This is a genomic window from Streptomyces resistomycificus (assembly GCF_001514265.1).
Classification (GTDB): domain Bacteria; phylum Actinomycetota; class Actinomycetes; order Streptomycetales; family Streptomycetaceae; genus Streptomyces; species Streptomyces resistomycificus.
Genome location: NZ_KQ948996.1, coordinates 41,074 through 66,910, shown reverse-complemented (window position 1 = coordinate 66,910; position 25,837 = coordinate 41,074). Strand labels below are relative to the sequence as shown.

General features: G+C 70.4%; 29 protein-coding genes and 2 pseudogenes. 15 read left to right on the top strand and 16 right to left on the bottom strand.

Annotation, left to right across the window (positions count from 1 at the left end; translation table 11 throughout):
• Nucleotides 1-140: 140 nt before the first annotated feature.
• Nucleotides 141-965, bottom strand: a complete 825-nt coding sequence (locus tag AQJ84_RS26370) for a hypothetical protein (RefSeq protein WP_030045439.1) — start codon at nt 963-965, stop codon at nt 141-143.
• Nucleotides 962-2,227, bottom strand: a complete 1,266-nt coding sequence (locus AQJ84_RS26365) for a glycosyltransferase family 4 protein (protein ID WP_030045438.1) — start codon at nt 2,225-2,227, stop codon at nt 962-964. Before AQJ84_RS26365 ends, AQJ84_RS26370 begins: the two co-directional genes overlap by 4 nt.
• A gap of 258 nt (nt 2,228-2,485) precedes the next feature.
• On the opposite strand from AQJ84_RS26365, the gene AQJ84_RS26360 reads away from it, so the two are divergent.
• Entirely contained in the window at nt 2,486-3,025 is a 540-nt protein-coding gene (locus AQJ84_RS26360) for a GNAT family N-acetyltransferase (protein WP_053192675.1), read from the top strand.
• 111 nt (nt 3,026-3,136) lie between these two features.
• On the opposite strand, the gene AQJ84_RS43160 is transcribed toward AQJ84_RS26360, so the two are convergent.
• Nucleotides 3,137-3,298: a hypothetical protein gene (locus tag AQJ84_RS43160; protein WP_157875013.1), complete on the bottom strand. Its 162-nt coding sequence runs from the start codon at nt 3,296-3,298 to the stop codon at nt 3,137-3,139.
• 42 nt (nt 3,299-3,340) lie between these two features.
• Here AQJ84_RS43160 and AQJ84_RS26355 point away from each other — a divergent pair, with 42 nt between their 5' ends.
• Complete coding sequence (locus AQJ84_RS26355) at nt 3,341-4,114, top strand: maleylpyruvate isomerase N-terminal domain-containing protein (protein ID WP_053192676.1); 774 nt, start codon at nt 3,341-3,343, stop codon at nt 4,112-4,114.
• Between the two features lie 196 nt (nt 4,115-4,310).
• On the opposite strand, the pseudogene AQJ84_RS41300 reads toward AQJ84_RS26355, so the two are convergent.
• A pseudogene (locus tag AQJ84_RS41300) lies at nt 4,311-4,611 on the bottom strand (transposase); the annotation flags it as partial.
• Between the two features lie 503 nt (nt 4,612-5,114).
• Here AQJ84_RS41300 and AQJ84_RS26345 point away from each other — a divergent pair.
• Nucleotides 5,115-6,413, top strand: a complete 1,299-nt coding sequence (locus tag AQJ84_RS26345; protein WP_030045434.1) for an SNG1 family protein — start codon at nt 5,115-5,117, stop codon at nt 6,411-6,413.
• 233 nt (nt 6,414-6,646) lie between these two features.
• The gene (locus AQJ84_RS26340; protein WP_053192679.1) at nt 6,647-7,216 is read left to right on the top strand and encodes a TetR/AcrR family transcriptional regulator; all 570 of its coding nucleotides are present in this window, start codon (nt 6,647-6,649) and stop codon (nt 7,214-7,216) included.
• Nucleotides 7,217-7,671: 455 nt separating this feature from the next.
• Here the strand turns inward: AQJ84_RS26340 and AQJ84_RS45000 are convergent.
• Nucleotides 7,672-7,932 (bottom strand): annotated as a pseudogene (locus AQJ84_RS45000) (helix-turn-helix domain-containing protein); the annotation flags it as partial.
• 206 nt (nt 7,933-8,138) lie between these two features.
• Between AQJ84_RS45000 and AQJ84_RS26335 the strand changes: the two are divergent.
• The 4 genes from AQJ84_RS26335 (at nt 8,139) to AQJ84_RS26325 (ending at nt 12,052) form a co-directional block, all read left to right on the top strand.
• Nucleotides 8,139-8,954 carry an oxidoreductase gene (locus tag AQJ84_RS26335; protein WP_169807751.1) on the top strand — a complete coding sequence of 272 codons (816 nt, stop codon included), beginning with the start codon at nt 8,139-8,141 and terminating at the stop codon, nt 8,952-8,954.
• A 68-nt stretch (nt 8,955-9,022) separates the two neighbouring features.
• Nucleotides 9,023-10,729, top strand: coding sequence for a CocE/NonD family hydrolase (locus AQJ84_RS26330; protein ID WP_053192682.1), 1,707 nt, complete (start codon nt 9,023-9,025; stop codon nt 10,727-10,729).
• A 268-nt stretch (nt 10,730-10,997) separates the two neighbouring features.
• Nucleotides 10,998-11,150, top strand: a complete 153-nt coding sequence (locus tag AQJ84_RS43155) for a hypothetical protein (protein ID WP_157875014.1) — start codon at nt 10,998-11,000, stop codon at nt 11,148-11,150.
• A 200-nt stretch (nt 11,151-11,350) separates the two neighbouring features.
• Nucleotides 11,351-12,052, top strand: a complete 702-nt coding sequence (locus AQJ84_RS26325) for an SDR family oxidoreductase (RefSeq protein ID WP_030045430.1) — start codon at nt 11,351-11,353, stop codon at nt 12,050-12,052.
• A 324-nt stretch (nt 12,053-12,376) separates the two neighbouring features.
• Here the strand turns inward: AQJ84_RS26325 and AQJ84_RS26320 are convergent, their stop codons facing one another.
• Nucleotides 12,377-12,619: a hypothetical protein gene (locus AQJ84_RS26320; protein ID WP_198536389.1), complete on the bottom strand. Its 243-nt coding sequence runs from the start codon at nt 12,617-12,619 to the stop codon at nt 12,377-12,379.
• 191 nt (nt 12,620-12,810) lie between these two features.
• On the opposite strand from AQJ84_RS26320, the gene AQJ84_RS26315 reads away from it, so the two are divergent.
• A complete protein-coding gene (locus tag AQJ84_RS26315; protein ID WP_030045428.1) occupies nt 12,811-13,215 on the top strand; it encodes a hypothetical protein in 405 nt (134 codons plus the stop codon).
• A 142-nt stretch (nt 13,216-13,357) separates the two neighbouring features.
• Here AQJ84_RS26315 and AQJ84_RS26310 read toward each other — a convergent pair whose 3' ends face one another.
• The 5 genes from AQJ84_RS26310 to AQJ84_RS26290 all read right to left on the bottom strand — a co-directional run bounded on the left by AQJ84_RS26310 (nt 13,358) and on the right by AQJ84_RS26290 (nt 18,166).
• A complete protein-coding gene (locus AQJ84_RS26310) occupies nt 13,358-14,803 on the bottom strand; it encodes a glyceraldehyde-3-phosphate dehydrogenase (RefSeq protein WP_053192684.1) in 1,446 nt (481 codons plus the stop codon).
• 157 nt (nt 14,804-14,960) lie between these two features.
• Nucleotides 14,961-15,248 (bottom strand): cytochrome P450, encoded by a 288-nt coding sequence (locus tag AQJ84_RS26305; RefSeq protein ID WP_053192686.1) that lies wholly within the window; start codon nt 15,246-15,248, stop codon nt 14,961-14,963.
• 65 nt (nt 15,249-15,313) lie between these two features.
• Nucleotides 15,314-16,825: a MocR-like pyridoxine biosynthesis transcription factor PdxR gene (pdxR, locus tag AQJ84_RS26300; RefSeq protein ID WP_053192688.1), complete on the bottom strand. Its 1,512-nt coding sequence runs from the start codon at nt 16,823-16,825 to the stop codon at nt 15,314-15,316.
• A 4-nt stretch (nt 16,826-16,829) separates the two neighbouring features.
• On the bottom strand, nt 16,830-17,558 hold the full coding sequence (locus AQJ84_RS26295) for a B3/B4 domain-containing protein (RefSeq protein WP_030045426.1): 729 nt from the start codon (nt 17,556-17,558) through the stop codon (nt 16,830-16,832).
• Nucleotides 17,559-17,560: 2 nt separating this feature from the next.
• Nucleotides 17,561-18,166, bottom strand: coding sequence for a LysE family translocator (locus AQJ84_RS26290; RefSeq protein ID WP_030045425.1), 606 nt, complete (start codon nt 18,164-18,166; stop codon nt 17,561-17,563).
• A gap of 257 nt (nt 18,167-18,423) precedes the next feature.
• Here AQJ84_RS26290 and AQJ84_RS26285 point away from each other — a divergent pair, with 257 nt between their 5' ends.
• On the top strand, nt 18,424-18,894 hold the full coding sequence (locus tag AQJ84_RS26285) for a hypothetical protein (protein WP_030045424.1): 471 nt from the start codon (nt 18,424-18,426) through the stop codon (nt 18,892-18,894).
• A gap of 108 nt (nt 18,895-19,002) precedes the next feature.
• Here AQJ84_RS26285 and AQJ84_RS26280 read toward each other — a convergent pair whose 3' ends face one another.
• Nucleotides 19,003-19,866 carry an NAD(P)-dependent oxidoreductase gene (locus AQJ84_RS26280; protein WP_053192690.1) on the bottom strand — a complete coding sequence of 288 codons (864 nt, stop codon included), beginning with the start codon at nt 19,864-19,866 and terminating at the stop codon, nt 19,003-19,005.
• A 138-nt stretch (nt 19,867-20,004) separates the two neighbouring features.
• Here AQJ84_RS26280 and AQJ84_RS26275 point away from each other — a divergent pair, with 138 nt between their 5' ends.
• A complete protein-coding gene (locus AQJ84_RS26275) occupies nt 20,005-20,499 on the top strand; it encodes a lamin tail domain-containing protein (RefSeq protein ID WP_053192692.1) in 495 nt (164 codons plus the stop codon).
• A gap of 27 nt (nt 20,500-20,526) precedes the next feature.
• Here the strand turns inward: AQJ84_RS26275 and AQJ84_RS43555 are convergent, their stop codons facing one another.
• The gene (locus AQJ84_RS43555; protein WP_169807750.1) at nt 20,527-20,673 is read right to left on the bottom strand and encodes a hypothetical protein; all 147 of its coding nucleotides are present in this window, start codon (nt 20,671-20,673) and stop codon (nt 20,527-20,529) included.
• 192 nt (nt 20,674-20,865) lie between these two features.
• Between AQJ84_RS43555 and AQJ84_RS26270 the strand changes: the two genes are divergently transcribed.
• The 4 genes from AQJ84_RS26270 to AQJ84_RS26255 all read left to right on the top strand — a co-directional run bounded on the left by AQJ84_RS26270 (nt 20,866) and on the right by AQJ84_RS26255 (nt 22,972).
• Entirely contained in the window at nt 20,866-21,636 is a 771-nt protein-coding gene (locus AQJ84_RS26270) for an FHA domain-containing protein (protein ID WP_030045420.1), read from the top strand.
• A gap of 104 nt (nt 21,637-21,740) precedes the next feature.
• The gene (locus AQJ84_RS26265) at nt 21,741-22,115 is read left to right on the top strand and encodes a hypothetical protein (protein WP_030045419.1); all 375 of its coding nucleotides are present in this window, start codon (nt 21,741-21,743) and stop codon (nt 22,113-22,115) included.
• Between the two features lie 33 nt (nt 22,116-22,148).
• Complete coding sequence (locus tag AQJ84_RS26260) at nt 22,149-22,535, top strand: hypothetical protein (RefSeq protein WP_030045418.1); 387 nt, start codon at nt 22,149-22,151, stop codon at nt 22,533-22,535.
• A gap of 59 nt (nt 22,536-22,594) precedes the next feature.
• The gene (locus tag AQJ84_RS26255) at nt 22,595-22,972 is read left to right on the top strand and encodes a hypothetical protein (RefSeq protein WP_030045417.1); all 378 of its coding nucleotides are present in this window, start codon (nt 22,595-22,597) and stop codon (nt 22,970-22,972) included.
• Nucleotides 22,973-23,040: 68 nt separating this feature from the next.
• On the opposite strand, the gene AQJ84_RS26250 is transcribed toward AQJ84_RS26255, so the two are convergent.
• The 3 genes from AQJ84_RS26250 to AQJ84_RS26240 form a co-directional block, all read right to left on the bottom strand.
• Complete coding sequence (locus tag AQJ84_RS26250; RefSeq protein WP_053192694.1) at nt 23,041-24,228, bottom strand: serine hydrolase domain-containing protein; 1,188 nt, start codon at nt 24,226-24,228, stop codon at nt 23,041-23,043.
• A gap of 126 nt (nt 24,229-24,354) precedes the next feature.
• On the bottom strand, nt 24,355-24,783 hold the full coding sequence (locus tag AQJ84_RS26245; protein ID WP_053192695.1) for a hypothetical protein: 429 nt from the start codon (nt 24,781-24,783) through the stop codon (nt 24,355-24,357).
• A 138-nt stretch (nt 24,784-24,921) separates the two neighbouring features.
• Nucleotides 24,922-25,701 carry an alpha/beta fold hydrolase gene (locus AQJ84_RS26240; protein WP_030045416.1) on the bottom strand — a complete coding sequence of 260 codons (780 nt, stop codon included), beginning with the start codon at nt 25,699-25,701 and terminating at the stop codon, nt 24,922-24,924.
• Between the last annotated feature and the right edge of the window lie 136 nt (nt 25,702-25,837).

Sequence of the window (25,837 nt, the reverse complement as noted above, 5' to 3'; positions counted from 1 at the left end):
CCAGGATCGTCTCCCCCGGCTCCACCGTCACGTGACCTCCCGCACACCGGTGATCACCCCCGCGGTGGGGGTGATCACCGGTGAGGTGATCCCCGGTGAGGGTGATCCCCGGTGGGGGTGATCCGCGTTCGTCCGGTCCCTCAGCCGCTCTTCTCGGCCTTCACGGAGAGGTCGTTGTCGACGGTGTAGTAGGGACTCATGACGACGCCGCCGACCGTGACGCCGGGGTAGACGAACACTTCCTTGCGGTCCGCCACATCGTCCAGAAGGCGGCCGACCCTGATGGCGGACGCCTGCGCCGCCGGCTGGACGAAGACGTCCCAGACCCCGCTCGCCGCCCCCGTCCCGGCGGCCAGCTCCGCGTAGTCGACCGTGAAGGAGAGACCGCGGCCGTCGTCGGCGGGCCGAGGCTCCACGGTGTGTTCGGTGCCGCTGCCGCCGCGCGGGCGCAGCCGTACGACGGCTCCCTCCTGGAGGGACGCGCCGTGCAGGCGTGCGCCGACCGTCATCGACCGGTCCGTGAGGTCGACGGTGTGGGCCTCCGCGTGCGCGGGCCGCAGCCATGCCCGTACCGCGAGGTAGCCGTCCTTGGTGGCGTAGGGGATGCGGACGGCTAGAGGTGACTGCCGGTCGCGGAGGTGTCCGTCGACCAGGGCCCGGGTGTCGCGCGGCCCCGGCCGCAGTCGCTGCCGCTCGGACCCCGGCCCGTCGAGGAGGTACACGTCCCAGCGGCCTTCGGCGAGGACGGTCCGCGGGCCGAGGACGGCGCGTCGGTACCCGTCGTCCGCGGGCTCCGGATCGAGGAGGTGGAGGGTCTGCTCGGGCTGTCCCTTCTTGGGGCGCAGCCGCAGCAGCACCTGCTGCCGTCCTTCGGCCGGGTCCGGCGGGAGGTCGAAGGTGATCCGGCCGTCCGCGTCGACCACGCAGCCGACGCGTGGGGGTGCACCGTGTTGCTCCGTGCTCACCGCTGTCCCTTCCGTACGATGCGCAGCGCCCCGCTGGCCGCGGTGAACGCGGCGTCGCGGGCGGCGAAGCCCTGGCTGACCAGGGCGCGGCGGGCGCGGGCGCGTTCCTGTGCGGCCGGCCGGCCGGCCGTTCTCACCGAGACCGCCTCGCCGAGAAGCCGTTCGGCCTGTTCGAGCACGGGGCCGGGGGCGAACCGCCGCGCGTTCTGAAGGGCCTTGCGGCCCATACGACGGCGGCGCTCGTCGTCTCGGACCAGTTCCAGCAGCGCCGCGCCCAGCGCGTCGCGGTCTCCCACGGGCACGAGGCGGCCGTCGACCCCGTCGTCGATGATCTCGCCCGGCCCGTAGGGGCAGTCGGTGCTCACCACCGGCAGGCCGCAGCGCATCGCCTCCACGATCGTCATGCCGAACGGCTCGAAGTTGGAGGCGGCCGCACCGATGGATCCCTTGACCCACTCCGCCTCCATGGGGGCCGCGGCGCCCATCAGGAAGACGTTGTTCCACAGCCCGAGTTCGTCGACGAGCCTCCGCAGCCGATCGTGTTCCTCGCCCTTGCCGTAGATCCTCAGCTGCCAGTCGGGGTGCTCGGCGGCGACCGCGGCGAAGGCGGATATGAGCAGGTCGTAGCGTTTCACCGGCACGAGTCGGCCCGCCGCGACGATCACCTTCGCGGTGCTGTCCGCGGCCGGGAGCACGGGGTCGGGCACGCTGTTCGGGAGCGCCTCCACGCGGACGCCGGGAAGCGTCATCTTGCGTCGGTAGGCGGCGGCGTCCGCCTCGGTCACCGTGGTGATCACGTCGAGGCGGCGGTACGCCCGGCGCAGCGTGTTGCGCAGCCGTGGCGGGTGGTTGTCCAGAGTCAGGTGCTCCTGACCGATGCGTCCGACGTGTGCCGGGGCCTGGAGCGCGAGGTGCACGTTGAGCCCGGGGCGGGTGCCGATCACCACGTCGGCGTCGATCGTGGCGAGGCACTCACCGATCCGCTGGTCCGTCAGCTCGCTGTACTGCTGGTAGCGGTACTCGGCTCGGGGGAACACCTTCGCCGGGCGCAGGTGTAAGGGATGCTCCTTCTCCTGCCTGAGGTCCACCAGTGGTCGCAGCCGCACCCTCGGATCCAAGGTGAAGTTCGGGTGCTCCCGGTGCCGCAGCACGGACACGATCTCCACGTCGTGCCGCTCGGCCAGTGCCTGCGCCAGGTTGAAGGTGGTGGTGATCGTGCCTCCGATCCCGTAGGCGTTGTGCAGCAGGAAAGAGATCTTCATGGCTGACTAGACCATGCCAACTCCCCTTTCGGTTGCCGCCTGTTACCAGTTCGTAGTGTTGATCGTGGCCGCACGGAAAAGGAGTTGCCTCGGCCGCGGGGGCGTGGATAGCGTCGCACCGCGCGAGAAGCGTGTGATCACCGTGTGGGCAAGGGGGTTGATGAATATGGCTGCCGTGGGCCGTGTTCCGCATGCCCTTGTCCGGTCCGCGCCTCGCTGACGCGTGGTCCGGGTCGTATCGACGACCAGGAGTCCCACATGTCTTCGCTTCCCCCGTCCCCGCACGCAGACCTTCCCCCGTCCCCGCACGCAGACCTGCTGACCGATCGCCTCGTCCTGCGGACGTGGTCCACCGCCGAGATCGAGGCCGTCGCGCACGGGACGCGGCTCGGCCACTGGGCCGAGGACTTTCCCGCGGAGGGCGACCAGGCCATCGCCGGCCTGCTCGCCGGGCACCCCCAGTGGCTCGGCGAGTACGGCCACCGCCTGATCATCGAGCGTGAAAGCGGCCTGGCCGTCGGCTCGATCGGCCTGTTCTGGCCGCCCGCCGACGGCCGGCTCGAGCTCGGCTACGGCGTCGTGGCCACCCGCCGCGGACGCGGATACGCCGCCGAGGCCACCCGGGCCCTGACCGCGTTCGCCCTCGCCGCGCCGGGCGTCCACACCGTCTGTGCCGACATCGAACCCTCCAACCCGGCCTCGGCCCGAGTGCTGGAGAAGGCCGGCTTCCGACGGGTGGGTTCCGACGACGGGCTGGTCCGGTTCCGGGCCGACAGGGCGGAGGGGGCGCTGCGGTAGTCCCCGTCCCACCGGGGCCGGGAGGCGGCGTTTCCCTCCACCGGGCCGCACACACTACTCAGGCCGCTGACATCGACCTTCGGTGCGGATTGCTGGGAGTGACTACGTAGGTCAAGCAGCGAGTTGGGAGTGGGCCTGGTGGTTGCGCTGGTGCTCTGGGGCCAGTTGGCAGGTCCAGGAGCGGTCGAAGTCGCTGTAGGCGAGCAGTGAGCGGATTTTCAGGACGGCTTCGGCGCCGGCGCTGCGCCCGGCGTCGAAGCGTTCGTCCGACAAATTCGCTACCCGGCGGTCGGAGCGCCGTGATACACAACCGCCGTGCAAAACATCTTGGAGTTCCCCGAGGTCCTGCGGCTGATCGAAGACCGCTCGGCCGCGTTCCGCGCTGCGATCGCGTCCGCCCCCGACCTCGACGTCCAGGTCCCGACCTGCCCGGACTGGACGCTGCGTGAACTGGCGCAACACCTCGGTGACGGCCGCCGCCGTCAGGCCGCCATCGTCGCGGCGGGCCCGGGCGCTGAGCCCCCGGCGAGGACGGACCCGAAGGGCGCCCCGACCGCGCCCCGCGACCACGAAGCCCTGGACGCCTGGCTCGCCGAGTCGACCGAGCTCATGCTCGACGCGATGCGCGAGGCCGGCCCGGACCGCGGCTGCTGGACCTGGTGGGGCCGCTCGCAGGCCCCAGAGACCAGCGGAGCCGTGGCCCGGCACCAGATCCAGGAGATCGCCGTCCACACCTACGACGCCCAGCTCATCCAGGGCGCCGCACAGCCGCTGCCGACGGACGTCGCGGTCGAGGGCGTCGACGAGTTCCTGACGACCGTCTCGGCGACGACCGTCCCCTGGCCGTACAAACCAGCAACCATCGACCTGCACACGACCGAGGGCCGCTCCTGGCGCCTGACCCTCAACGCCGACGGCGTCCGATGCGACGACCTCGCCGCCGACGCGGAGCCGGGCGACATGGCGATCCGAGGCGCAGCGAGCGAACTGGTCCTCTACTTCTACGCGCGCGTCCCGCTCGACGGCCTGGAGATCACCGGCGACACCGAGCCGATGGAGCAGCTCGCGGACTGGGACCCGAACGCGTAAATCGCGCACTTGTGATGCATCTGTCGGTGGTGCGCGCGCTCCTGCGGGCGCCACTGGGCCCGGGGTTGCCGACATCGCGCTGCGGACATCGCGCGGCTGCGGGCACGCTGCGGGCCTGCTGTTCAAAGGGCGAAAGGCGCACCTGCGGGCGGCTGCCGCTGCGCGGGGACACTGCGCTGCGCCGGTGCCGCCGGGGGTGTTCCACCCGGGCTCGTGCCCGGCGTTGGACGGCATTCCCTGCCTCCTGCTGCGGGCTGAGCTGTAGCTGACCTCGTCGTCTTGCGATGTGGGATGAGCAGACCGGTGCCCTGGTATCCGCCGTCGGCAATGGTCGGCGTGCCGCGGCAGACCCGGTCGATGTCGGACTCGGCGAATGCCCGGCAGTCGTCACGGCTGCCGGGCAACGGCAGGCCGATCGCCACCACCAGGCGGCTGTTGGCGTCGATCACGACTTGCAGGTTCGTCGAGTACCGGCAGTTCTTAGCCGACGCCGTGACAGCCGAGCCGGCGCCAACGCGCACACCCTCCTGAGGCGGGGCAGGCGCTTGCGCTGTGGCCGACGCTGAGTTTCGAGGCCATCATCTGAAGCCGGCAGGTCACCGGGAGCCGCTAAGGCGACTGCCGGGCGGGGCGGCCCCGACGGCCGCGTTCGGCGCGACGGACCTGGACCGCTCGCGCGACCTGAAGCGCTCGCTCGACCTGGACCGCTCCACTCGCGACTCGAAGCGACCCGACGACAGAGGTGGCGCCGGCAAGCGGCTTCCTGGCGCTACTGGGATATGAGCCGGCGCCTCGACTTGGAATCTGTAAACTGATCGGTTTACCATGAGCTTGAAACCGGCCGGTTTCACCAGTCGGAGTCCAGGCGGGGTGTTGCGTCCCCGGTTCCGCGTCGACGGCCGTGGGTGCCGAGGTGGAACGTTCCGAGGGTCACCGGACCGCAATGAAGCTGTCCGCCCTCCTCCGGATATAAGTGTGTTGTCCGAGACCGGAGTAAGTCATGAGTGGGATTCACCCGTTCCGCGTCCTGCGCGCCAAACCCCTGTGGATCGCCAACGGCGTCATCACGGGCGTCCTCGCGCTGCTGTTCACAGTGTTCTACGTCGGGGCCAACGTCGATCCCGTCGATCACATGAAGAATCTGCCCGTCGGCCTGGTCAACGCCGACAAGGGGGCCACTGTCGGCGGCGAGCAGGTCAACCTGGGGGCTCGGATCACCGAGTCGATCAAGAAGTCCACCGCGGGCGGGGACAAGATCGACTGGAAGGTGATGGACGAGAAGGAGATGAAGGCGGAACTCGGCAAGGGCAAGCTGTACGGCGCGCTCGTCGTCCCCGCCGACTTCACCTCCGCCACCACCGCACTCACCGGCGCCGCGACCGCCGGGACCCCGACCCGTCCGACGCTTACGGTGCTGACCAACCAGTCCGCCGGCAGTGTGGGCTCCAGTCTGGCCCGGGCGGTGACGACGCAGGCGGCCGAGAGCGCCTCGCTCCAGGTGGGCAAGGAACTGACCGCCCAGAGCGGGACCAGGCAGGCGGAACTGCCCGCCGCGGCACGCATCCTCCTGGTCGACCCGGCTGCCGTCACCGTCGAGGACGGCCATCCCCTCGACTCGCACAGCGGCTTGGGCCTGACGGCGTTCTACTACGCCCTGGTCCTCGTGGTCTGCGGCATGCTCTCCGCCAACGTCATCAGCGGCCAGGTGGACCACGCCCTCGGCTACACCCACAACGACATGGGTCCGCTGCGCCTGCACCGCCCACTGATCCGGGCGACGCGGGTGCAGACCCTCGCCGTCAGCAGCACCCTCATGGCCGGGCTGTCGCTGCTGATGGGGAGCCTGGTGATGGTGGGCGCGGTCGGCCTCATGGGGATGCACGCCGCCCATCTGCCCCTGCTGTGGCTGTTCTCGGTGTGCGCCATCGCGGTCTCCGGGATCGGTGCGCTCAGCCTGCTCGCCGTCTTCGGCACGCCCGGCATGTTGGTGGTCACGCTGGTCTTCATCGGGATGGCGGTGCCGACGGCCAACGCCACCACGCCGATCCAGGCGCTGCCCGGCTTCTACCGCTTCCTGGCGGAGTTCGAACCGCTGCGGCAGATCACCGGCGGCATCCGCTCGATCCTCTACTACGACGCCCAGGCCGACGCCGGCCTGAGCCGGGGCTGGGTCATGATGGCCGTCGGTCTCGCGGCAGCCGCCCTCTTCGGTTTCGGCATGACCGGCTGGTACGACCGCAAGGGGCTGCACCGCATCCCCGCCGGGACGGAGCCCGAGAAGACCGCTGCCCCGGCGTAGCGGAAGGCAGCTCACCCGAGGCCGGGCCATAACTCGGAGTGACCCCGGTGTACGTCGCCCCCGTGGGGACGAGAGGCGCGTGCACCATCAGGGCTCGGCGACGGCCTCTTCCCCAAGACCGTCGCCGAGCCTCTGGACGGCCTGCAGGTGTCCGCCCGGCGGCGGGCGCCTCCTCGACACCCCATGGAAACCGATCGGTTTCAATTTCGTCCTATTCGAGTTAACCTCGCGGTATGACCACCGAAATGAAGCCAAGTTCCCGGGAGCGGCTGCTGGAGGCAGCAGCCACGCTCACCTACCAAGACGGCGTCAGCATCGGCGTCGAGGCGCTGTGCAAGGCGGCGGGAGTGTCGAAGCGCTCCATGTACCAGCTGTTCGAGAGCAAGGACGAACTCCTGGCAGTGAGCCTGAAGGAGCGCGCCTCCGCCTTCGCGGCCGGGCTCCTGCCGGCGGCGGACGACGGCCGGTCACCCCGCGAGCGGATCCTGCACGTCTTCGAGCGGGTGGAGTCGCAGGCAGGGGCGCCCGACTTCCAGGGCTGCCGGTATCTGGCTGTGCAGATCGAGCTCAAGGATCAGGCCCACCCCGCGAGCCGGGTGGCCCACCAGATCAAAGCAAACCTGACGGCCTTTTTCCGTTCCGAGGCCGAACGGGGTGGGGCGAGCAACCCCGACCTGCTTGCCCGGCAGCTCATCCTGGTCTTCGACGGTGCCAGCGCCCGCGCGGGGATCGGTGCCGACAATCTGACCGGGCTCATCGCGCCCACTGTGACCACCCTGCTCGATTCGGCAGACATGCACTGATCCGCTCCGTCTTCGAGCAGGATCGGCGACCGATGCGCTCTTTCGGGTTGATGCGCGACTCCGGCAGCCGAAGCAGCGCCCATGGCCTCACGCCCCCGCTCCCCGCAATCGGAGGGAAACCCGACGGCCGTAAGAGTGTTGCCGAGCATGCCGCGAGCAAAGAACCTCGTGGTCGCGTGAGCATCGGCACCCAGCGACAGGTGCACGGTTTCGCACAGTCGCATCCAGCCGGCCCGGACGAGCCCGCCCGTCCCGTCATCGCCCTCTGCCGCAGCGGCCGCGACGACGGCGTATCCCTGCATCTGCATCAGGGGCGCTTCGGGGCGCGTCGAGATCAGCCGCGCGTACGCCCCCGCCATGGCGCGCCCAGGGCCTGCCCTCTGTCGCATCCCCTCGGTCGCCTGCTCGAAAGCCAGGCGGGTGCGCTCCAGGCTCCAGACCAAGGCGGCGACGAAGATCGCCTTTTTGCCCGGGAAGAGCCGGAAGAGGTACGGCTGCGTGACGCCGACGCGTTTGGCGATCGCCTCGGCGGAGGTGCCGTAGTAGCCCTTGAGTGCGAACCCGGCGGCCGCTGCGCGGACGACGCTTTGACGTCTCTCCTGCGCACTGATCCTGGCGATGCCGTCATTGCGGCAGGCGCCGGTCGGTGCGCTTCCGCCGGCAAGGCGCCTGACCGGGCGATGGTCCGCAGGGCCCTTGTGGCGGCCGACCGCCATGCGCCGGGCTCCTGTCTGCCACGCGTCACCAACAGCGCTCCGCCCCACCTTGGGCGCGACGCCGCAGTCGCCGCGCAGCCCGATCGGCCGCAGCGTGCAGACGGTGGCGCGGCCCGGATCGAGTTGGCGTTTGAGCTTGCACATGGAAACCGATCGGTTTACTGTGGTAAGAAACTGATCAGTTTCCGACGAGTAGGGCATTCATGATGACGACAGATCGGCCGGTGGCACTCGTAACGGGTGCGTCCTCCGGCATAGGCAGGGAAACCGCGCTCGCACTGGTCGCAGCGGGTCTCGACGTGGTCGGAACAGGCCGCGACACCTCACGCGTCACCCCGCTCGGCGGTGTGACGTTCCTCGACCTCGACGTGGTCAGCGAAACCTCGGTCACCGCGGTGGTCCAGGAGGTGAGTGAGCGGTTCGGGCGGATCGACGTCCTGGTCAACAACGCCGGCGTCGGCTCGATGGGTGCGGCAGAGGAAACCTCCCTCGCGCGGGCCCAGGGCATGTTCGACACCAATGTCTTCGGGGTCATGCGCATGGTGAACGAGGTCCTGCCGCACATGCGCGCCCAGCGACGCGGGCGCATCATCAACATCTCGTCCGTACTCGGGTTCCTGCCCCAGCCCTACATGGCCGCCTACGCCGCCTCCAAGCACGCGATCGAGGGCTACACCGAATCCCTGGACCACGAGGTCCGCGACCACGGCATACGGGCGCTCCTCGTCGAACCCGCCTACACCAGGACGGGATTCGAGGCCAACAGCACGAAGCCCGACACCCCCCTGCACGCCTACGCGAAGCAGCGACTCACCGTCGACCGCGTGATGGCGGAGGCCGTCAGGGGCGGCGACGCCCCCACCGCCGTCGCCCAGGCGATCGTCGCGGCAGCGACCGCCCCGAAGCCGAAGCTCCGCTACACCGCCGGGCCCCTGGCCGGACGCGCGCGCATACTGCGCCGCTTCGCTCCCGCCCAGGTTTTCGACAAGCAGATCCGCAAGATGAACCAGCTGGCCGGCTGACGCCTGCCCGCACTCATGCACCCCGCAAGCAAAAAGACATGCAGACGTAAGACGTAATGGAGCGGCACATGGCGGAGATCCAGATCGAGTTCGACGTTCCGGTAGAGATGCGTGACGGCACGGTGCTGTGCGCGGATGTCTACCGGCCCGGCGGTACGGGACCGTGGCCGGTGCTGCTGAGCCGGCTGCCGTACGGCAAGCAGACGCCCATGATGGGCGTCGTACTCGATCCTCTGGCGGCGGCCAGGCACGGCTTCATGGTGGTCCTACAGGACACTCGTGGCCGGTTCGCCTCCGAGGGCGAGTGGGAGCCGTTCACGTATGAGGAGAGCGACGGTTACGACACCGTACGGTGGGCCGCCGCCCTCCCCGGCTCGAACGGCTCCGTCGGCATGATCGGCGGCAGCTACTTCGGCAACACCCAGTGGATGGCGGCGCTGTCGAAGCCACCGGAGCTGAAGGCCATCGCGCCGATGATCACCTGGTCCGACCCGGACGACGGGCTGTGGACACGTGGCGGTGCGATCGAGCTCGGCCTCAGCGTGCCCTGGTCGCTCCTGCAGGGGGCCGACACCCTGATGCGCCGTCACTCCACCGACCTCGACGGGCTCGTGAACAGCATCACCGGGCTCGTGCAGGATTTCGACGGCCTGGCTAGCGGCGGTTACGGTGAACTGCCCGCCGGGCGGTTTCCCGCGTTCGCCCGTCACGACCTGCCCGAGCTGGGCTACGAGCGTTCCCGGCGCGAGCCCGAGTGGGCGGCGTCCTGCACTGTCGCGGGCCGGCACGGCGAGGTCGATCTGCCCACCTTCCAGGTCGGCGGCTGGTTCGACGTCTTCGGCCAGGGCACGCTCGACAACTTCACCGCCATGCGTCGCGCCGGCCGGTCCGCCACGCTGGTCATGGGCCCGTGGACCCACACCAACTGGCGGCACGTGGTCGGGGACGTCAACTTCGGGTTCGGCGCGCACTCCGACTACATGGGCATGCGCGGACGCCTGCACGACATGCAGTTCGACTGGTTCCGGCGCACCCTTGGCGACGGCGGTGGCGACAGTGAAGCTGTGGAACCGGACACGGGCACGGTGCTGCTGTTCGTCATGGGTATCAACCAGTGGCGCGAGGAGACGGAGTGGCCGCTGTCGCGGACGGTGGACACGGACTTCCACCTGCGCGCGGACGGACGCCTGACCCTGGAGCCACCGTCCGCCGCCGAGCAGGCCGAGGAGTTCACCTACGACCCCATGGACCCGGTGCCGACCACCGGCGGCGCGATTCTCATGGGCGGCGGGCTCCTGAACACCGACGAGTTCCGTCCCGGGCCGCTCGACCAGGCGGCCGTCGAGGCGCGCGAGGATGTCCTGGTCTTCACCACCGAACCGCTCACCGAGGACGTCGAGGTGACCGGCCGGGTCCGGGCGGTGCTCTTCGCCGCCACGGACGGACCCTCGACCGACTGGGTGGCGCGCCTGTGCGATGTCGATGAGAACGGTGTCTCCCGCAATGTGGCCGACGGCATCGTGCGGGTGCGTGCGGCGACCCCGGGCGTGGTGGCCGAGCACGTGGTGGACCTGTGGTCGACCAGCATCGTCTTCCGGGCGGGGCACCGGATACGGGTCCAGGTCACATCCAGCAACTTCCCCCGCTGGGACCGCAATCTCAACACGGGCGAGCCCGAGGAGAGCGCGACCACGGCCCGAGTGGCCCGCCAGCGCGTCCTCCACGACCCCACCCGACCCTCCCGCATCGTCCTGCCGGTGGTTCCGGTCCCATAAGAAGCACCTGAGATCCACACGGCGGCCGGCCTCATCCGTTTCCCTCCCAACGCATCAGCGACCGGGGCGCGTTTGCCTGCGGCGTCGAGGCGCTCGGCGACCGGCGCGGTGTCGCCGCGGCGACAGGCGACACAAGGAAGGCCGGATCGGGGCCGGATCATCCCGCGACTCTGGTATGTGGGCTCACGCAGGGTGCGTGACCCGTCCGTACGGGGCCGCGCCGGCCCCCGCGGACTGAGCTCTCGTCGCTACAAAGGTCGTCGGGCCTGTGTTCCTTGTCGTCGCGCGCCTCGCCGACCCGCCCGCCGTACTTGAGCCGCCCCTGGTCGCCGGCCCCAGGCCGGCCCGCAAGGGCCCGCCCGCCGAGCACGTCGGCGACACCGAGCCGTACGACACGCCACTCCTCAAGTCACTCCGCTGATCTCCGCCTGAGGTCCGCCAGGCCACGTCGATCACTGTCGGCGGACTCGCGGCTTTCACCGCCCTGCGCCCGGCGAGTACGGACTTCGTCGATGGACAGGAGGCCAACTCCCGAAGCCTGAGTTCCGCCTGACTTGCATGACAAAACCGATCGGTTTACTGTGGTGAAACCGAACGGTTTTCCTTTTCGTGGAGGTAGTCATGACAGCAATCAAGGGCGCCAGCGTCTTCGTCACCGGAGGCAGCCGTGGCATCGGCAAGATGCTGGTCGAGGAGCTCTATGCGCGCGGGGCCGGCAAGGTCTACGCCACAGCCCGTGACCCGCGCACGGTGACCCACCCCGATGCCGTTCCGCTGGCGCTCGAGGCCACTGACCCGGCATCTGTGGCAGCCGCCGCCGAGCAGGCCCAGGACGTCACCATCCTGATCAACAACGCCGGCGCGTCCGCTGGCGCCTCCTACCTCAACTCCGCGATGGAGGACGTGCGCCGGGATCTGGAGACCAACTTCTACGGGCCGCTGCTGGTCACCCGGGCCTTTGTGCCGGTCATCGAGCGCAACGGCGGGGGCCACATCCTCAATGCCCACTCCGCCCTGTCCTGGCTGGCCGACGGCACGCCCTACGGTGCCTCCAAGGCCGCTTTGTGGTCGCAGACCAACTCCCTGCGCCTGGAGTTGCAGCCGCGCGGCATCGCGGTGACCGGGCTTCACATGGCCTACGTGGACACCGACATGACGTCGGGTGTCGACGCGCCCAAGGCCGACCCCCGCGACATCGCCGTGGCCGCACTCGACGGCATCGAGGCGGGAGCGCACGAGGTGCTGGCCGACGACACCACCCGCTGGGTCAAGTCCCAGCTGTCCTCCGACCTGGAAGCCATGTACGCCCAGCTGAAGAAGTGACACCACCCGCCAGGCCCCGTGTGGACAGCTCGCCCACCTACCGCTTCGCCGATGTGATTCGGCGTACGCGGAGGACTTCGTCCTAGACGGCGAGCGGGCGTTCACTGGAAACCCTGCTCGGACGCCCGCCGAAGACCGTGCGGTGGGCGCTTCAGAACCACCCGCGCATCCGCAGGCCGGCGTCTGCCTGAACCGCCAGCGATCCGGCCCACCTCTCCAACTCGTCGGATCCCGCCCTCATACTCCAGCTGTAGATCGTGACCTTGGTCGTGAATGAAAGCGCTGCGAGCGGCCCGCATACGCTGAGGTGGCCGTCCCGGCTGATCACTTGCCGGGGCGGGTGATGGTGATGTCGATGGCGTCGGCGTCCGGCCCCGGCGAGTTCACTGCGACACGCACGTCGTACTCGCCGCGGTCGCCCACTCGATGCACGAAGCGGGTCAGTTGCTCGACATCGCCGACTGCGATGCGGCCGTCAGGCAGCAAGAGGGAGCCGTCGAAGACTGTGGTGAAATCCGGGTTGGGCCCTTCGGCCTCCGGAACTTGGGGCTGTGTGAAGATACGCACCTTGATGAGTGCCCTCTGCGGGGCCAACCGGCCGTCTACGCGCCCCATGAGGGCCTCGAACGCCTACTGGCGGTCGTGCCGTCCCGAACCATGCGATCGTTGGTCCGGTCGTGCCGTTGACCGAGGACTCCTAACGGAATGAATTCGGGGTCGGCTCCTCGTCGTGCGGTGCCGTCGGGCAGCATGGGGCGATGGACTTCGATCAACCGCTGCCTCGCGAGCTGAAGGCTGTTGACTCCGCCTCGCTGTTCAGGCTGGAGGAGCGGGCGTGTGACCTCGGCCTGAGCCAGCGGTTGGACCCGGCCTGGGTGCAAGCGAATGCGGCGCCCGACGGCACCCACTACTTGTGGCCGGCCTTGTGGCACAGCCTGTCCCACCGCCCGGACGTTCCTCGTCAGCTGCGGTGCGAGCTGTTGATCACTCTGCGTGCGGGAGACCGCGTGATGAGCCTGCTGGACGTGCTTCCCGACGACTTCACCCCGCTGTCGCGGGTGACCTCACGCGAGGAAGGCATGCAGGTCGGTCAGCTCTTTGGCCATGCTCCCTCGGTCAGGGAATGGCTACTGCGAGAGGGCGAGGGACCGGGGCGGCTGTGACAGGCGTCGCCAGCAGATGAGCGCGCTCCCGGACCAGCCAATTACGGACCGGAGTCAGTGCGCACCAGGTTCCGGAATGGCGCATCTAGTGCGCATCTCGCACCTGCATCGCGCACTGACCCACGGGTCCTACACCGGGGAATCAGGCCTGCGGGGCCGGGTAGGTCGGGTACTCCACTCCGGAGACGTGCTGGACCACTCGGATGACCTGGCAGGAGTAGCCGAACTCGTTGTCGTACCAGAGGTAGAGGATCGCGTTGTCGCCGTCCACCTTGGTGGCGCCGGCGTCGACGATCGAGGCGTGGCGGGAGCCGATGAAGTCGCTGGAGACCGCGTCGGGGGCGGTGGTGAAGTCGATCTGGCGCTTGAGCGGCGAGGTCAGCGACACGTCACGGAGGTGGTCGAGGACCTCCTCGCGGGTGGTCTCGCGGCCGAGCCGCAGGCTGAGGATCGCGATCGAGACGTCCGGCACCGGGACACGGATCGAGCTGCCGGTGATCGGCGCCTTGAGGTCGGGCAGCGCCTTGGCGACGGCGGAGGCCGCGCCGGTCTCGGTGATGACCATGTTGAGCGGCGCGGAACGGCCCCGGCGATCGGCCTTGTGGTAGTTGTCCAGCAGGTTCTGGTCGTTGGTGAACGAGTGGACGGTCTCCACGTGGCCGCGCAGCACGCCGTACTCGTCGGCCATCGCCTTCAGCGGCGGGACGATCGCGTTGGTGGTGCACGAGGCGCAGGAGATGACCTGCTCGTTCGGCTTGATGGTGTCGTGGTTGACGCCGTGCACGATGTTGGGGACGTCGCCCTTGCCCGGCGCGGTCAGGACGACCTTGTCGATCCCGGGGCGCAGGTGCTGCGACAGACCCTCGCGGTCGCGCCACTTTCCGGTGTTGTCGATGAGGATGGCGTCCTTGATGCCGTACGCCGTGTAGTCGACCTCTGAGGGGTCGTTGGCGTAGATCACCTTGATCTCGTTGCCGTTGGCGACGATCGTGCTGTTCGCCTCGTCAACGGTGATCGTGCCCTGGAACTGGCCGTGGATGGAGTCGCGGCGCAGCAGCGAGGCGCGCTTGACGATGTCCTGGTCGCCGCCGCCGCGGACCACGATGGCGCGCAGCCGCAGGCCGTTGCCGGAGCCCGACTTCTCGATGAGCAGGCGGGCGACGAGGCGGCCGATCCGGCCGAATCCGTAGAGGACGACGTCGCGTCCCTCACGGCGCTCGATCTTGTTGGCGCCCGAGGCACCGGCGACGGCCTCGGCGGTGAAGGCCTCCACCGACAGACCGCGGTCGTCGGTCCGGTACGTCGCGGCGAGCATGCCTATGTCGATCTGGGACGGACCGAGATCGAGCGTGGTCAGGGCCTGCAGGAACGGCAGCGTCTCGGTGACCGAGAGTTCCTCACCGGCGATCTGCCGGGCGAACCGGTGGGTCTTGAGAATGCTGACCACTGACTTGTTCACCAGGGAACGGCTGTGGAGCAGCACGGTGACATCCCGCTCCCGGTGCAGCCTCCCGATGATCGGGATCATCGATTCCGCGATCTCCTCGCGGTTCTTCCAGTTGGTGAACGAGTCCTCGTTGACAGTCACAAGTGTTCTCTTTCGAGCTAGGTGGCGCTCATATGCTAATGCCTCCTGTTTTCGGTCATGCGGCCGGGTTCCGCTGGTAGCTCATGGCCATGGTGCCGGGCCTGACCGTGACCACGGCCTGGGGGCGCGGAGGCCGGGAGACGAGCTTCGGAACAGGTCAGGTTCGCAGCCCCGTGGCCAGGGTGATCTGGAGCTCGGCCCCGGCGAAGTTCTCGCCGATGCACTCGCGCCGACCGTCGCCGAACGCGAGGAAGGAGCCCCGGGTGCCCGCCGCCCGGCCCGGCTCCCAGTGGTCCGGGTCGAAGGTGAGGGGGTCGGGGAAGGGGCCGGGGTCGTGCTGGTGCGGGTAGGGGCTCCAGGACGAGGAGGGACAGGTGAAGGGACGCTCGGCATCGGGTGACGCCCAGACCTTCGCCTGCGCCCCCGCAGCAGCGCGAGGACGCACAACACGTCGTCAGCTGTCATCACCCGACGCAGGCCAGGGGCCCCGCCTCACCGGGCCAGTGCGCGTCACGACAGGTCGCGCAGCGCCTGGCCGATCGCCGCCACTCCGTCGGCGATCGCGCCGGGCGGGGTGGCCGCGTAGCCGAGGACCAGGCCGGGGCGGCCGGGGAGCTGGCGATGCCAGGAGAGGGGCTGGCACTTCACGCCCCGGCCGAGCGCGGCGGCGGCGAGGTCGGTGTCGGACACCTGCGGCGCGTACGTGACGGTCAGATGGAGGCCGGCCGCGGCGCCATGCACGGTCGCGCCCGGCAGGTGTGCGCCGATGGCCTCGATCATCGCGTCGCGACGGCGTCGGTGGCGCCCGCGCAGCAGGCGCAGGTGGCGTTCCAGGTCGCCGGAGTCCATGAGCCGGGCGAGCACCAGTTGCGGCAGGACCGCGTTGCCGAGGTCCGTGAAGCGTTTCGCCTCGGTCAGCGCGGCCCGGTGACGGGGCGGAGGCACCAGCCAGCCGATCCGCAGGGCGGGGGCGAGGAGTTTGGACACGCTGCCCGCATAGCAGACGTGGTCGGCGAGCAGCGCGCGCAGTGCGGGGACGGGCGGCCGGTCGTAGCGGTGTTCCGCGTCGTAGTCGTCCTCCACGATCAGGCCGCCGTCCTCGGCCCACCGCAGCAGTTCGCGCCGGCGTTCGCCGCTCATGACCACGCCGGTGGGGAACTGGTGGGCGGGCGTGAGCAGCGCGGCGCGGGCACCGGTGGCGCGCAGGGCGTCCACGCGGACACCGTCGTCGTCGACCGGTACCGGTGGTGTGGCCAGGGCGCCGTGCAGCAGGTGCTGGCGGGTGCCGAGCGAGCCCGGGTCCTCCACCGCGACGGAGTCGATGCCCTCCGCCCGCAGCACCGGGTGCAGCAGGGTGAGGGCCTGCGCGGTGCCGGCGACGATCAGGACCTCGTCCGGCTCCACCCGGATGCCCCGGCTGCGCGCCAGCCAGCCGGCGACCGCGGCGCGCAGTTGCGGGGCGCCGCGGGGGTCGCCGTAGCCGAGGTGTTCGGCGGACAGCTCGGTGAGTACGGCCCGTTCCGCGCGCAGCCAGGCCGTACGGGGGAACGCGGCGAGGTCGGGCTGGCCGGGGGTGAAGTCGACGCGGGCGCGGACGGCACGCAGCGCGTCGAAGATCTCGGCGCCGGGCACGCCGTCGAAGAGCGTGCCCGGTTCGGTGTCGGCGACGGTGCGGGCGTGGTCCGCCGGGGAAGGGGGCGGGGACGCGGGCGGTGCCACGGCGGGGGCGGCGACCACCACCGTGCCACCGCGGCGACGTCCCTCGACGTGGCCGTCTTCCGTCAGCCTCCGATACGCCTCGGTGACCACCCCGCGCGAGACGCGCAGCTCGGCGGCGAGCACCCGGGTGGGCGGCAGCCTGCTGCCCACCGCCAGCCTGCCGTCGGCTATCGCCTGCCGCAGCCGCAGCGCCAGCCAGTCGGCCTTGCCGGCGCCGGAGGCGTCACCGGCGTCGAGCTGGAGGAAGTCGGAGCCGTAGGGCGGCGCGTCCGGTGTCCGGTCCCCCTCGTTCACCCGGCCCATGGTGTCATGTGCCGTTCCGCGCCTCGGCGCCCTCCTCGCCGAAGGTGAACTCCGGTGCGGAGCGAGTGAGGACGGCCGAGGCGATGGTGGTCGACCAGTGCGCGGTCAGCTCCTCGGCGACGGTCTTCAGCAGTTCCGCCACGGTCTGCGGGCCGTCGTCGTGCATGGCCTCGGTCACCACGAGGATCCGGCCGGTGTGCTCTTCGACGGCGGAGTGGCCGCTCTGCCGGTTGGTCCACCGGCGGGCGTGTGCCCGGCCCTCGGAGTCGACGAAGGTCACCTCGCCCGGGGCCGGGTGCTCGGTACCGCCGCCGAAGGACGTGTAGTGCTCGTCGCTGTGGGCCCGGCGCACCTCGAGCAGGGGACCGGAGACGCGGTCCACGTCGAGGACGGCGACCGGGACTCCGTAGGCGACCGAGAGCGCGTTGCACAGGTCGACCACCGGGTGGATACGGGGCAGCTCGCCCTCCTTCCGCAGCCGCCGCAACAGCGACTCCGAGGCGCACCGGTACTGGGTCGGCTTGAGCCCCATCCGGGAGAAGGCCCGCCGCCAGGCCAGGACTTCGGGAAACGTGCTCTCGGGCGCGCCGGCGAGGCGGGCCGTGGCGCGGCCGGAGTACTCGGCGACGCGCGGGCCGACGTCGACGGCGGCGTCGACGCCGGTGGCGTACAGGGCGCCCGCGCAGAGCTCGGGGTAGTCGGCCCAGAGGGCGTCCGCGTGCCGGAAGCGCATGCTCACGCCACCGCCAGTCGGGCACTCAGGCCCACGAAGCAGACGGCGAACACGCGGCGGAGGCCGGTCAGGACCTGGGGCCGGGCCAGCACGCGGTGGCGTACGGCGGCGGCGCACATGCCGTACGCGGCGAAGACGACGAAGGTGAGGGCCATGAAGACGGCGCTGAGCTCGAGCATCGCGCCGAGGGAGCCGGACTCGCCGACGGGGACGAACTGCGGGAGGAACGCGACGAAGAACATCGTCAGCTTGGGGTTGAGCAGGTTGAGCAGGACCCCCGAGGCGATCACGCGGGTGGCCGGTCGTGGCGCGGAGTCCGTCTCGACCGTGAGCGCGTCCTTGTCGCGCAGCGTCGCCCAGGCCATGTACAGGAGGTAGGCGACGCCGAGGTACTTCACCGTCTCGTAGGCGACGGCGCTGGTGTGCAGCAGCGCGGCGAGGCCGGTGATCGTCGCGATCAGGTGCGGCACCGTGCCGAGGGTGCAGGCGAACGCGGCGACGACGCTCGCGCGGCGGCCGTGGGAGAGGCCGGCGGCGAGGGTGTAGACCACGCCGGTGCCCGGGGTGACCACCACCACGAGGCTGGTCAGCAGGAACGCGATGCTCAAGGAGGGCCTCCGCAGGGTTCGGTGTGCTCTCACCCTGTCGCGGTCATGGCCCGGCCGACAGAGCCAAAGACGGCCCGGTCGAGCGGTCCATAAATTGCCCGGACGACGCTCAGTGGGGCCCTGGCGCGGGTCGGGCGGGGCCACTGAACGGGTGCCTCCGGGCCTCCGAACCCCGGCGTTGCGCCGTTCGAGTGGTGCGCCGGCGGACCCGGTCGTAGCGTCTGCAGAGGGACCTGTGCGAACGGCGGGGAGCTGACATGCGGAGACTCGCGATGACCAAGGCGGCGGCCCTCTGTGCCGCGGTGGCGTTCGCGGCGGCCATGGGGCCGGCCTCCGCCGCCCCGGCCGGGGCACCGGCCACGCCAGCACGGGCCGTGGCGCAGCCGCCCCGGGACACCGTGCTCGTCGACTGCTTCGCGAAGCCGCAGGTGCGTCCCGCCGACTTCGTCCTGGCCTGCGGCGACGGCAACAGCCGTCTCGCCGCGCTGCGCTGGACGCACTGGGACACCACGTCCGCGCGGGCGAAGGGTGTCAACTGGCTCAACGACTGCGAGCCGTACTGTGCGGCGGGGACGTTCCGCTCGTATCCGGTCGTCGTCCGCCTCGACCAGACGCAGTCCTGGAAGGGGCATCCCCCGCAGCAGCGCTACGACCGGATGACGCTCACCTACACCGGCGACCGGCCGGAGCGGTCGGCCCGCACGGTGACCTACGCCCTGTGGGACTGACCTACGCCCTGTGGGACTGACCTACGCCCTGTGGGACTGGTCTACGCCCTGTGGGACTGAGCGGCGCCCCACCGGCCGCCGCTCCCACCGACCAGGCCGCCCGTCGTGTCACCCGGCCTCGTCCGGCTCCCGCCCGCCGAGGTCGGCCAGGAGCTGCTCGCTCGTCACCGTCACGTCGTCCTTGTGCGCCCGCCAGCGGTCGAAGGTCTCGGCGGCGGCGTCGGCGAACGCACCCGACTGCCCCCTCCCCCGCCAGGCTTCGGCGATCTCCCTCATCTCCGGCTCCCAGCGCCAGGCCTTGGGGCCCGCGCCCGCCAGCTGCTGCGGCCGGGCCAGCGGGGTGTCCGGCAGCATGTGCCGGGCGACATCGAGGAGATCCGCGAGCACGCCGTGCCCCTCGGCGAGAGCGCAGGCCTCGGCGGCGAGCGCGTAGGAGATCTTGTTGTAGGCGGCGAACGCCAGCTTGAGCGCGGAGGCACGGCCGACCGGCCCGGCCACCGTGACCGGGGTCAGCAGCGTTTCGTCGAACAGGGCGGCGACCTCCGCCACGACGTTGTCGTCGCCCGAGAGGTACAGCCGGGTCGTCACGGGCTCACGGGGAGGCGGTCCGATGATGCCGCCGTCGACGAGCCTGGCCCCGCCGCCTCCCAGCACCTCGGCGATCTGGGCCATGCGGTCGGGACCGATCGCGTTGGCTTCGACGTAGACGCCGTCGAAACCCGCCGTCGCCACCTGGCGGGCGACGTCGAGGGCTGCCGCCGGAGGGCACACGCTCAGCAGCACGGCGCACTCGGCGGTCAGCTCCGCCATGCTTGTGGCGGGCCGTAGCCCCAGCTCCTCGGCCCGTTGCCGGGTCGCGGCCGACCGCCCGCGCGCCAACCACCAGACCTCGTTGCCCGCGGCCACGGCCTGGGCCGCCACCTCGGCGCCCATGGCACCCGGGTGCAGGATCCCCACGTCGGTACGAACCATGCCGGGACCCTATCGCCGTCGTCGGAGACCACCCCACCCAGCATGCGCTTCACATTTTCCCCACACTGCCGCCACATCGTGTTCATGGACGCGATACGCTCCTCGCGCTCCAGTCGCACCACCGAGGGGGGATTCCTCATGCGTATACGCCTTGCCCTGGCGATGGTCACCGCCGCCGGCTCGATAGCCGCCGTCTCGGCCGCACCGGCGCACGCCGCCGAATACACGTCCGCGCTGAAGGTGAAGGGCGTTCAGTACGACGCGCCCGGCTCGGACTCCAACAACTGCCGTACCGGCAACACCAAGGACGAGTATCTGACGATCAAGAACTACTCGGCCTCGAAGACCGTCAACCTCAAGGGCTACGTCGTCGAGGACACCGTCGGCAACTTCTTCGACTTCACCGCGAACCACTATCTCCAGCCGGGCGACTACGTGAAGCTGCGCGGCGGCAACGGCACCGACTCGGACGCGAAGAACGTCGTCTACCGCCAGAACTGCAACTTCATCTGGAACAACGACAAGGACACGATCTACCTGTACAAGCCGTCAGGCAGCCGGGCGGACGTGCACTCGTACACCCAGAGCGGCTCCGACCGCGACCGCAACGGCTACATCACCTTCCACAGCTGACAGGCCGTCACGGCCGCGTCGGGCCGGTCACCGGCGGCTGCGCCACTTGCTCAGCAGCCGCTGCGCCTGGGCGCGGCGACGCGGGTCGGACGCGGTACGACGCGCGTGGTCCATGGTGCGGCGCCCCTGCGGGCTCCTCGTGAACTGCTTGATGCGCTGAATGACGCTCGGCATGGTCGTCTCTCCTCCGGTCGGCGGTTTCGCTCCCTCACCGCCGCGACTACCCGGTCGCGGACGGTTCAGACGCCGAATCCGCCGACCGTCGGGAGCACTGTGCGGAAAGCGGGGTGACTGACTTGTTCCGGCACTCCGGAAAGGCCCGTCTTCCCTCTAGAATTCCGGTGACCGACACGGGGGAAGAGTGTCATGGACACCGTTATCGTGCAGTTGCCCGACGAAACCAACTCCCACTCCGGGGAAATTCGCCGAAAACCGCGGCTCCTGCACATGGGACCGGGTGAGACCAAGGACTTCGGGCGGGGAGCTCCGGGCAGATCGCCGGCCATCGTGCTGCCGGACCCCGGCGTGTCACGGCATGCGGGGCGTATCGAGGCCGCGGGGGACTTCTGGCGACTGTCGAACTTCAGCGCGACGGCGACGTATGTCGTGGAAAACCTCGAGGGCGCGGGCGAATACCTCAAGGTCGCGCCGGGGCGTCTCGGCGCTCCGGTTCCGTTCGAATTCTCCCGTGTCGTGCTGCCCGCGCTGGACAGCACGGCGAGTTTCAAGGTGTTCGCACCTCAGCACGCCTACGCGCAGGACGGGACGGGGCCCGACCACGGGGAGCGCACCATCAGCCCGTTCTCCCTGGACCCGACCTCCAAGTACTTCCTGGTCCTCGTCGCGCTGTGCGAGCCCCGGCTGCGCACCGCGGCCCGGGTGGCCCTGCCCGGCGCCGGGGAGATCGTGGAACGGCTGCGGCCCCTTGAGTCGTGCCGGGACCTGACCCGTTCCGCGGTGAACTACCACATCGACTACCTGACGTCCGCCAAGCTCCGGCTGCGCGACGGCAGCGAGGACGACGCGCGGGTGGGTGCCAAGCGGGAGGACCTCGTCACGCTCGCGCTGCGGTTCGACCTCGTACGCGAGGAACACCTGGCGCTGCTGCCCCACCGGCTCTCGGGACACGCGCCCTGACCCCTGACATCTGTCAGGGACCATGCCACCACCCCTCTCCCTAGAGTGCTGAGTGCCGGCCAGAGGCCGCGCAGCGACACATCAGTACAGGGGGAAAACACACCATGCCCATTCGCAGCTTCGCCAGGGCCGCGCTCGTCGGCGCCGGCACGCTCGCCCTGCTGGGACCGCTCACCGCCGCGACCGCCGTCGCCGCCTCCGACGCCGGCCAGGGCTCCGCCCGCATCAAGGCGGCGCCGTACGGGGTGGAGCCGTACGAGGCGGTCAACGTCCGCAAGGGACCGGCCAGTTGGACCGAGAAGGTCGGCAAGGTCGAGGCGGGCCAGACGCGCGGCGCCTACTGCTGGGTCCGCGGCGAGACCATCCGTGACAACGGCTACACCAACGACGTCTGGGTCCAGCTCCTCGAGGGCTACGTCAGCGCCGTCTACCTCAAGGGCAACGAGTACGGCGGCCTGCCCGCCTCAGCGACCTGCTGACGCGGAACGATCACTGGCAAGGAGGCAGAAGCGATGCGTAAGAGGATCGGACTGCTCGCCGCCGCCGGGGCCCTCGCCCTGGTGGGCGCCACGGCTCCCACCGCCGCCGCGGACGGCCACGGAAAGGGCTACTACGGCGTGTGGGCGAGCAACGTCAACGTCCGCGAGGTCTACCCCGACGCCTGCTGGAACTACCCGTCACCGACCAACTGCCCGGGCATCCTCGGCCAGGTCAGCGCGCCGACCCAGGTCTTCGTGAGGTGCCAGTTCGCCGGCCAGCCGGTCGGCGGAAACCCGTACTGGGTGGTCGTCGAGGTACCGGGCTGGACCCACTACGGGGTGATGGCCAGCTACTACATCGACAACCGGACGAACTGGATCGACGGCGTGCCCACCGAATGCGTCTGGGCGGGCGGCTGACCGAACCGCCACCGCCACCACAACTCGTCAGCACACGAACGCACATGGGGGAACCACACATGCAGAAGCTGATGCACCGCTCCGTCGTGGCGCTGGCCGCCGCGGCCGCGCTCACCGTCGGCGCCCTCGCCACCACGGGCGAGGCCGCGCCGGCCCGCGCGGACGCCGGCGACCCGACGCTCACCGACGTCTACATCTGGGCGACCGACGTCAACCTCCGCTCGCAGCCGACCAGTGAGTCGCCCCGGCGGGCGGTCCGCTCGCAGTACTGGCTCGACGCCATCTGCCAGACGCAGGGCCAGACCGTCACCGACCCCGCCGTCGGCACCAACAACTGGTGGACCGCCGTACAGGAGTTCGCCGGCAGCGACGTCGCCTTTGTCAGCAACCTGTACATCCGGGGCGGCGTGAAGATCGCGGGCGTCCCGGACTGCTGAGGTCCGTCGCAGCAGGACGTTCGTGGGGTGTACCCGGGTGACCGGGTACACCCCGTCGGTCGTGAGCCTCAGTGTCCGCCGCGCAGCAGCGCGCAGACGAAGTTCTCCTGGATGTCCCGCAGTTGGCGCAGCTTCTCGGGCGCCAGGGTGCGGTTGATCTGGGTGGTGACGGAGAAGGTCAGCGAGCGGCTGCCGTCCGGGGTGGCGGCGATCAGCTGGGTGTAGCCGGGGAAGTTGCCGGTGTGCCCCAGCACGACACCGCACCGGGTCGCGTAGCGGAAGATGGCCAGCCCCGCGGTGTTGCGTCCCGGACCGGCGGGCTCGGACGCGCCGGCGATCCAGCGGCGCTGTTCCCGGACGACCGCCTTGCCGTAGAGCGCGCCGGACGCGTAGCCGCGGATGAAGCGGGTCATGTCGGCGGGGGTGGAGACGATGCCTCCGGACGCCCACACGCCGGAGGCGCTGAGGACCTCGCTGACGTCCTCCGGGGGCCCCGGCGGCGTCACGTCGTAACCGTGCAGATAGGGCTCGGGCATCTGGTAGCCGCTCGGCAGGCTGGTGTCGCGCAGCCGCAGCGGCTCGTAGACCAGCTCGCGCAGCAGTCGTTCGTACCGGGTGCCGGTGACGGCTTCCGCCATCAGGGCTACGGCGATGTTGTCCGAGTTGGAGTAGAGGTACCGCGTGCCCGGCCGGAACCGCAGGGGTTCGTCGGCCACGTAGTCGAGCAGGCGGCGCGAGTCGAAACGGTGACGGGGGTCGGCGAGGAGTTCCTCGACGAACGCGGGGCTCTCCGTGTAGTCGGGCAGGCCGCTGGTGTGGTTCAACAGCTGGCGGAGGGTGACGGAGCCCCAGGCGTCGGGAAGGTTCGGCAGCCGCCGGCGCAGGGTGTCGTCCAGCCGCAGGGCACCGCGGTCGACCAGGGACAGGGCCACCGCCCCGCTGAAGGCCTTCGCCGTGCTCGCGATGCGCATGTGGTCGTCCGGGCGGGGTGGCCGACCGGTGGCGAGGTCGGCGACCCCGGCGCGCACGATCTGCTGGTCGTGGCCGCGCCGCAGCACGGCGATGGCGCCGGGCGGGCCGCCCGGGCTGCGCACGAACCGGTCGAGCTGCTGTCGCAGCTCGCTGTCGCCGGGCGACGGCGGGCCGGCGTCGGCGGCGGTGCTGACGGCGGCCGGGGCCAGGGCGGCCAGGCAGACCGCGAGGACGGACACCGCCCGTAGCCGTGGGCGGCGGGACGGTGCGGGGCGCAGGGACATGGCGGCTCCTGAGGGTGAGGCTGGGTCGCGGAACCCAGCCTCACCGGAGACGTGTGCCGACTGCCCCTCGTGCTGCTGCATACGGCCCATTCGTGGCGCCGCGCGTGCCCCGGCGGGCGGGTGGCGTCAGTCGGTGACGGGCAGGCAGTGCACGTTGTCCGCCCCGCCGCTCTGGCTGCCGATCCGCCCCCAGTAGCTCACGCAGTGGCCGGGGTGGCCGATGTACACCGGACCGGCGTAGGTGGTGTAGTTCCCGCTGTCGAACTCGGCGTCCACGTCCACGGCGTCCGTGACCGCCGCCAGCATGTCCACGGCGCTGCCGGCTCGCGCGCGCACGGTGACCACGCAGTCCCGTCCGGTCGACGGGTTGTACGTGAGGAACACCGTTCCCGCCGTGCCGACCGGTGCCGAGTCGACGACCGCGTAGCCGGTCCCGCAGACCCCGTTGTACTTGGCGACGGTCGCCGCGCCCGCCTGCGGTGCGACGAGCGCCGTGCCACCGACCACCGCGGCGGTGACGGCTCCCACGGTCGCGGCACGCTGAATGACGTTCATGTTCTCCCCCGTTTCCCGACGGCTCCTGCAGCTGTCGAGTCACAGGGTTCGACCCACGTCCCCCGGGCCCGGTTGTAGGCCGGCGAGGTGCGTTACGGAACGCGGACGCGGAGTGGACGACTCCGTCGAAGTGGCTGGTCAGTCACCGGAGTTGAGGAATCGATCGAGGACGGAGGTGAGTTCGGCGGGCTTCTCCACGGGGAGTTCGTGACCGGCGTCCAGGATGCGGACGACCGCGTCCGGGTAGGCCTTCGCCATCCGCAGCATCTGGGCGACGGGCAGTTGGACGTCGTGGTAGCCGTGCACCAGCAGGGTGGGGGCGGCGATCTCGGGCACGCGGTCCAGGACGTCGAAGGCCCGCATGGCCCCGTAGAGCGTCATGACGACCTCGCGCGGGGTGGCCGCCGAGGCGCCGATGTAGGACCGGATCTCCTCGCGGGGGTGGCCGGGGGCGAAGGCGCGCTGGATGTTGGCGGCGACGAACAGCTTGAACGGGACCAGGGTGGAGGCCGCCATCAGCAGGCCCCTGCCCCGGCTGTAGGTCATCTTGCTGATGGAGTTCACCAGCACCATGCGTTCGACCCGCTCGGGGTGGGCGAGGGCGATGGTCTGCGCGATCATGCCGCCCATGGAGTGGCCGACGGGTACGAACCGGTCGACCTTCAGGTGGTCGAGGAGGGTCAGGACGTCCGTGGCCAGGTCGTCGATGGTGCGGGCGCCGGATCCGCGGCTCTCGCCGTGGCCGCGCAGGTCGAGTCGGATCACGCGCCGTCGCGGGGCGAAGTGGGCCATCTGGTGGTCCCAGCGGTGGCGGTCGGCCGTCCAGCCGTGGAGGAAGACCAGCGGGATGGCCTCGCTCTCGCGGGGACCCTCGTCGTCGTACGTCAGCGTGGCGGCGTCGAGGGCGAGCTGGGGCATGGCGCCTGGCCTCCTGCGGTGTCGAGGGAGTTACTGCCGAGTACGGTAGCGGGCGCAGGGGCGGCAGTCATCGTGTCGCACGACACCGAAAGGCCCTGTCGCCGTCCTCCAGGGCACCCGCCCAGGAGAACGGCGA

Coding starts and splice junctions, on each gene's coding strand:
- AQJ84_RS26365 (WP_030045438.1), bottom strand. CDS start 2,227: ATGAAGATCTCTTTCCTGCTGCACAACGCCTACGGGATCGGAGGCACG.
- AQJ84_RS26360 (WP_053192675.1), top strand. CDS start 2,486: ATGTCTTCGCTTCCCCCGTCCCCGCACGCAGACCTTCCCCCGTCCCCG.
- AQJ84_RS26345 (WP_030045434.1), top strand. CDS start 5,115: ATGAGTGGGATTCACCCGTTCCGCGTCCTGCGCGCCAAACCCCTGTGG.
- AQJ84_RS26340 (WP_053192679.1), top strand. CDS start 6,647: ATGACCACCGAAATGAAGCCAAGTTCCCGGGAGCGGCTGCTGGAGGCA.
- AQJ84_RS26335 (WP_169807751.1), top strand. CDS start 8,139: ATGACGACAGATCGGCCGGTGGCACTCGTAACGGGTGCGTCCTCCGGC.
- AQJ84_RS26330 (WP_053192682.1), top strand. CDS start 9,023: ATGGCGGAGATCCAGATCGAGTTCGACGTTCCGGTAGAGATGCGTGAC.
- AQJ84_RS26325 (WP_030045430.1), top strand. CDS start 11,351: ATGACAGCAATCAAGGGCGCCAGCGTCTTCGTCACCGGAGGCAGCCGT.
- AQJ84_RS26315 (WP_030045428.1), top strand. CDS start 12,811: ATGGACTTCGATCAACCGCTGCCTCGCGAGCTGAAGGCTGTTGACTCC.
- pdxR (WP_053192688.1), bottom strand. CDS start 16,825: ATGGGCCGGGTGAACGAGGGGGACCGGACACCGGACGCGCCGCCCTAC.
- AQJ84_RS26295 (WP_030045426.1), bottom strand. CDS start 17,558: ATGCGCTTCCGGCACGCGGACGCCCTCTGGGCCGACTACCCCGAGCTC.
- AQJ84_RS26285 (WP_030045424.1), top strand. CDS start 18,424: ATGCGGAGACTCGCGATGACCAAGGCGGCGGCCCTCTGTGCCGCGGTG.
- AQJ84_RS26280 (WP_053192690.1), bottom strand. CDS start 19,866: ATGGTTCGTACCGACGTGGGGATCCTGCACCCGGGTGCCATGGGCGCC.
- AQJ84_RS26275 (WP_053192692.1), top strand. CDS start 20,005: ATGCGTATACGCCTTGCCCTGGCGATGGTCACCGCCGCCGGCTCGATA.
- AQJ84_RS43555 (WP_169807750.1), bottom strand. CDS start 20,673: ATGCCGAGCGTCATTCAGCGCATCAAGCAGTTCACGAGGAGCCCGCAG.
- AQJ84_RS26270 (WP_030045420.1), top strand. CDS start 20,866: ATGGACACCGTTATCGTGCAGTTGCCCGACGAAACCAACTCCCACTCC.
- AQJ84_RS26265 (WP_030045419.1), top strand. CDS start 21,741: ATGCCCATTCGCAGCTTCGCCAGGGCCGCGCTCGTCGGCGCCGGCACG.
- AQJ84_RS26260 (WP_030045418.1), top strand. CDS start 22,149: ATGCGTAAGAGGATCGGACTGCTCGCCGCCGCCGGGGCCCTCGCCCTG.
- AQJ84_RS26255 (WP_030045417.1), top strand. CDS start 22,595: ATGCAGAAGCTGATGCACCGCTCCGTCGTGGCGCTGGCCGCCGCGGCC.
- AQJ84_RS26250 (WP_053192694.1), bottom strand. CDS start 24,228: ATGTCCCTGCGCCCCGCACCGTCCCGCCGCCCACGGCTACGGGCGGTG.
- AQJ84_RS26245 (WP_053192695.1), bottom strand. CDS start 24,783: ATGAACGTCATTCAGCGTGCCGCGACCGTGGGAGCCGTCACCGCCGCG.
- AQJ84_RS26240 (WP_030045416.1), bottom strand. CDS start 25,701: ATGCCCCAGCTCGCCCTCGACGCCGCCACGCTGACGTACGACGACGAG.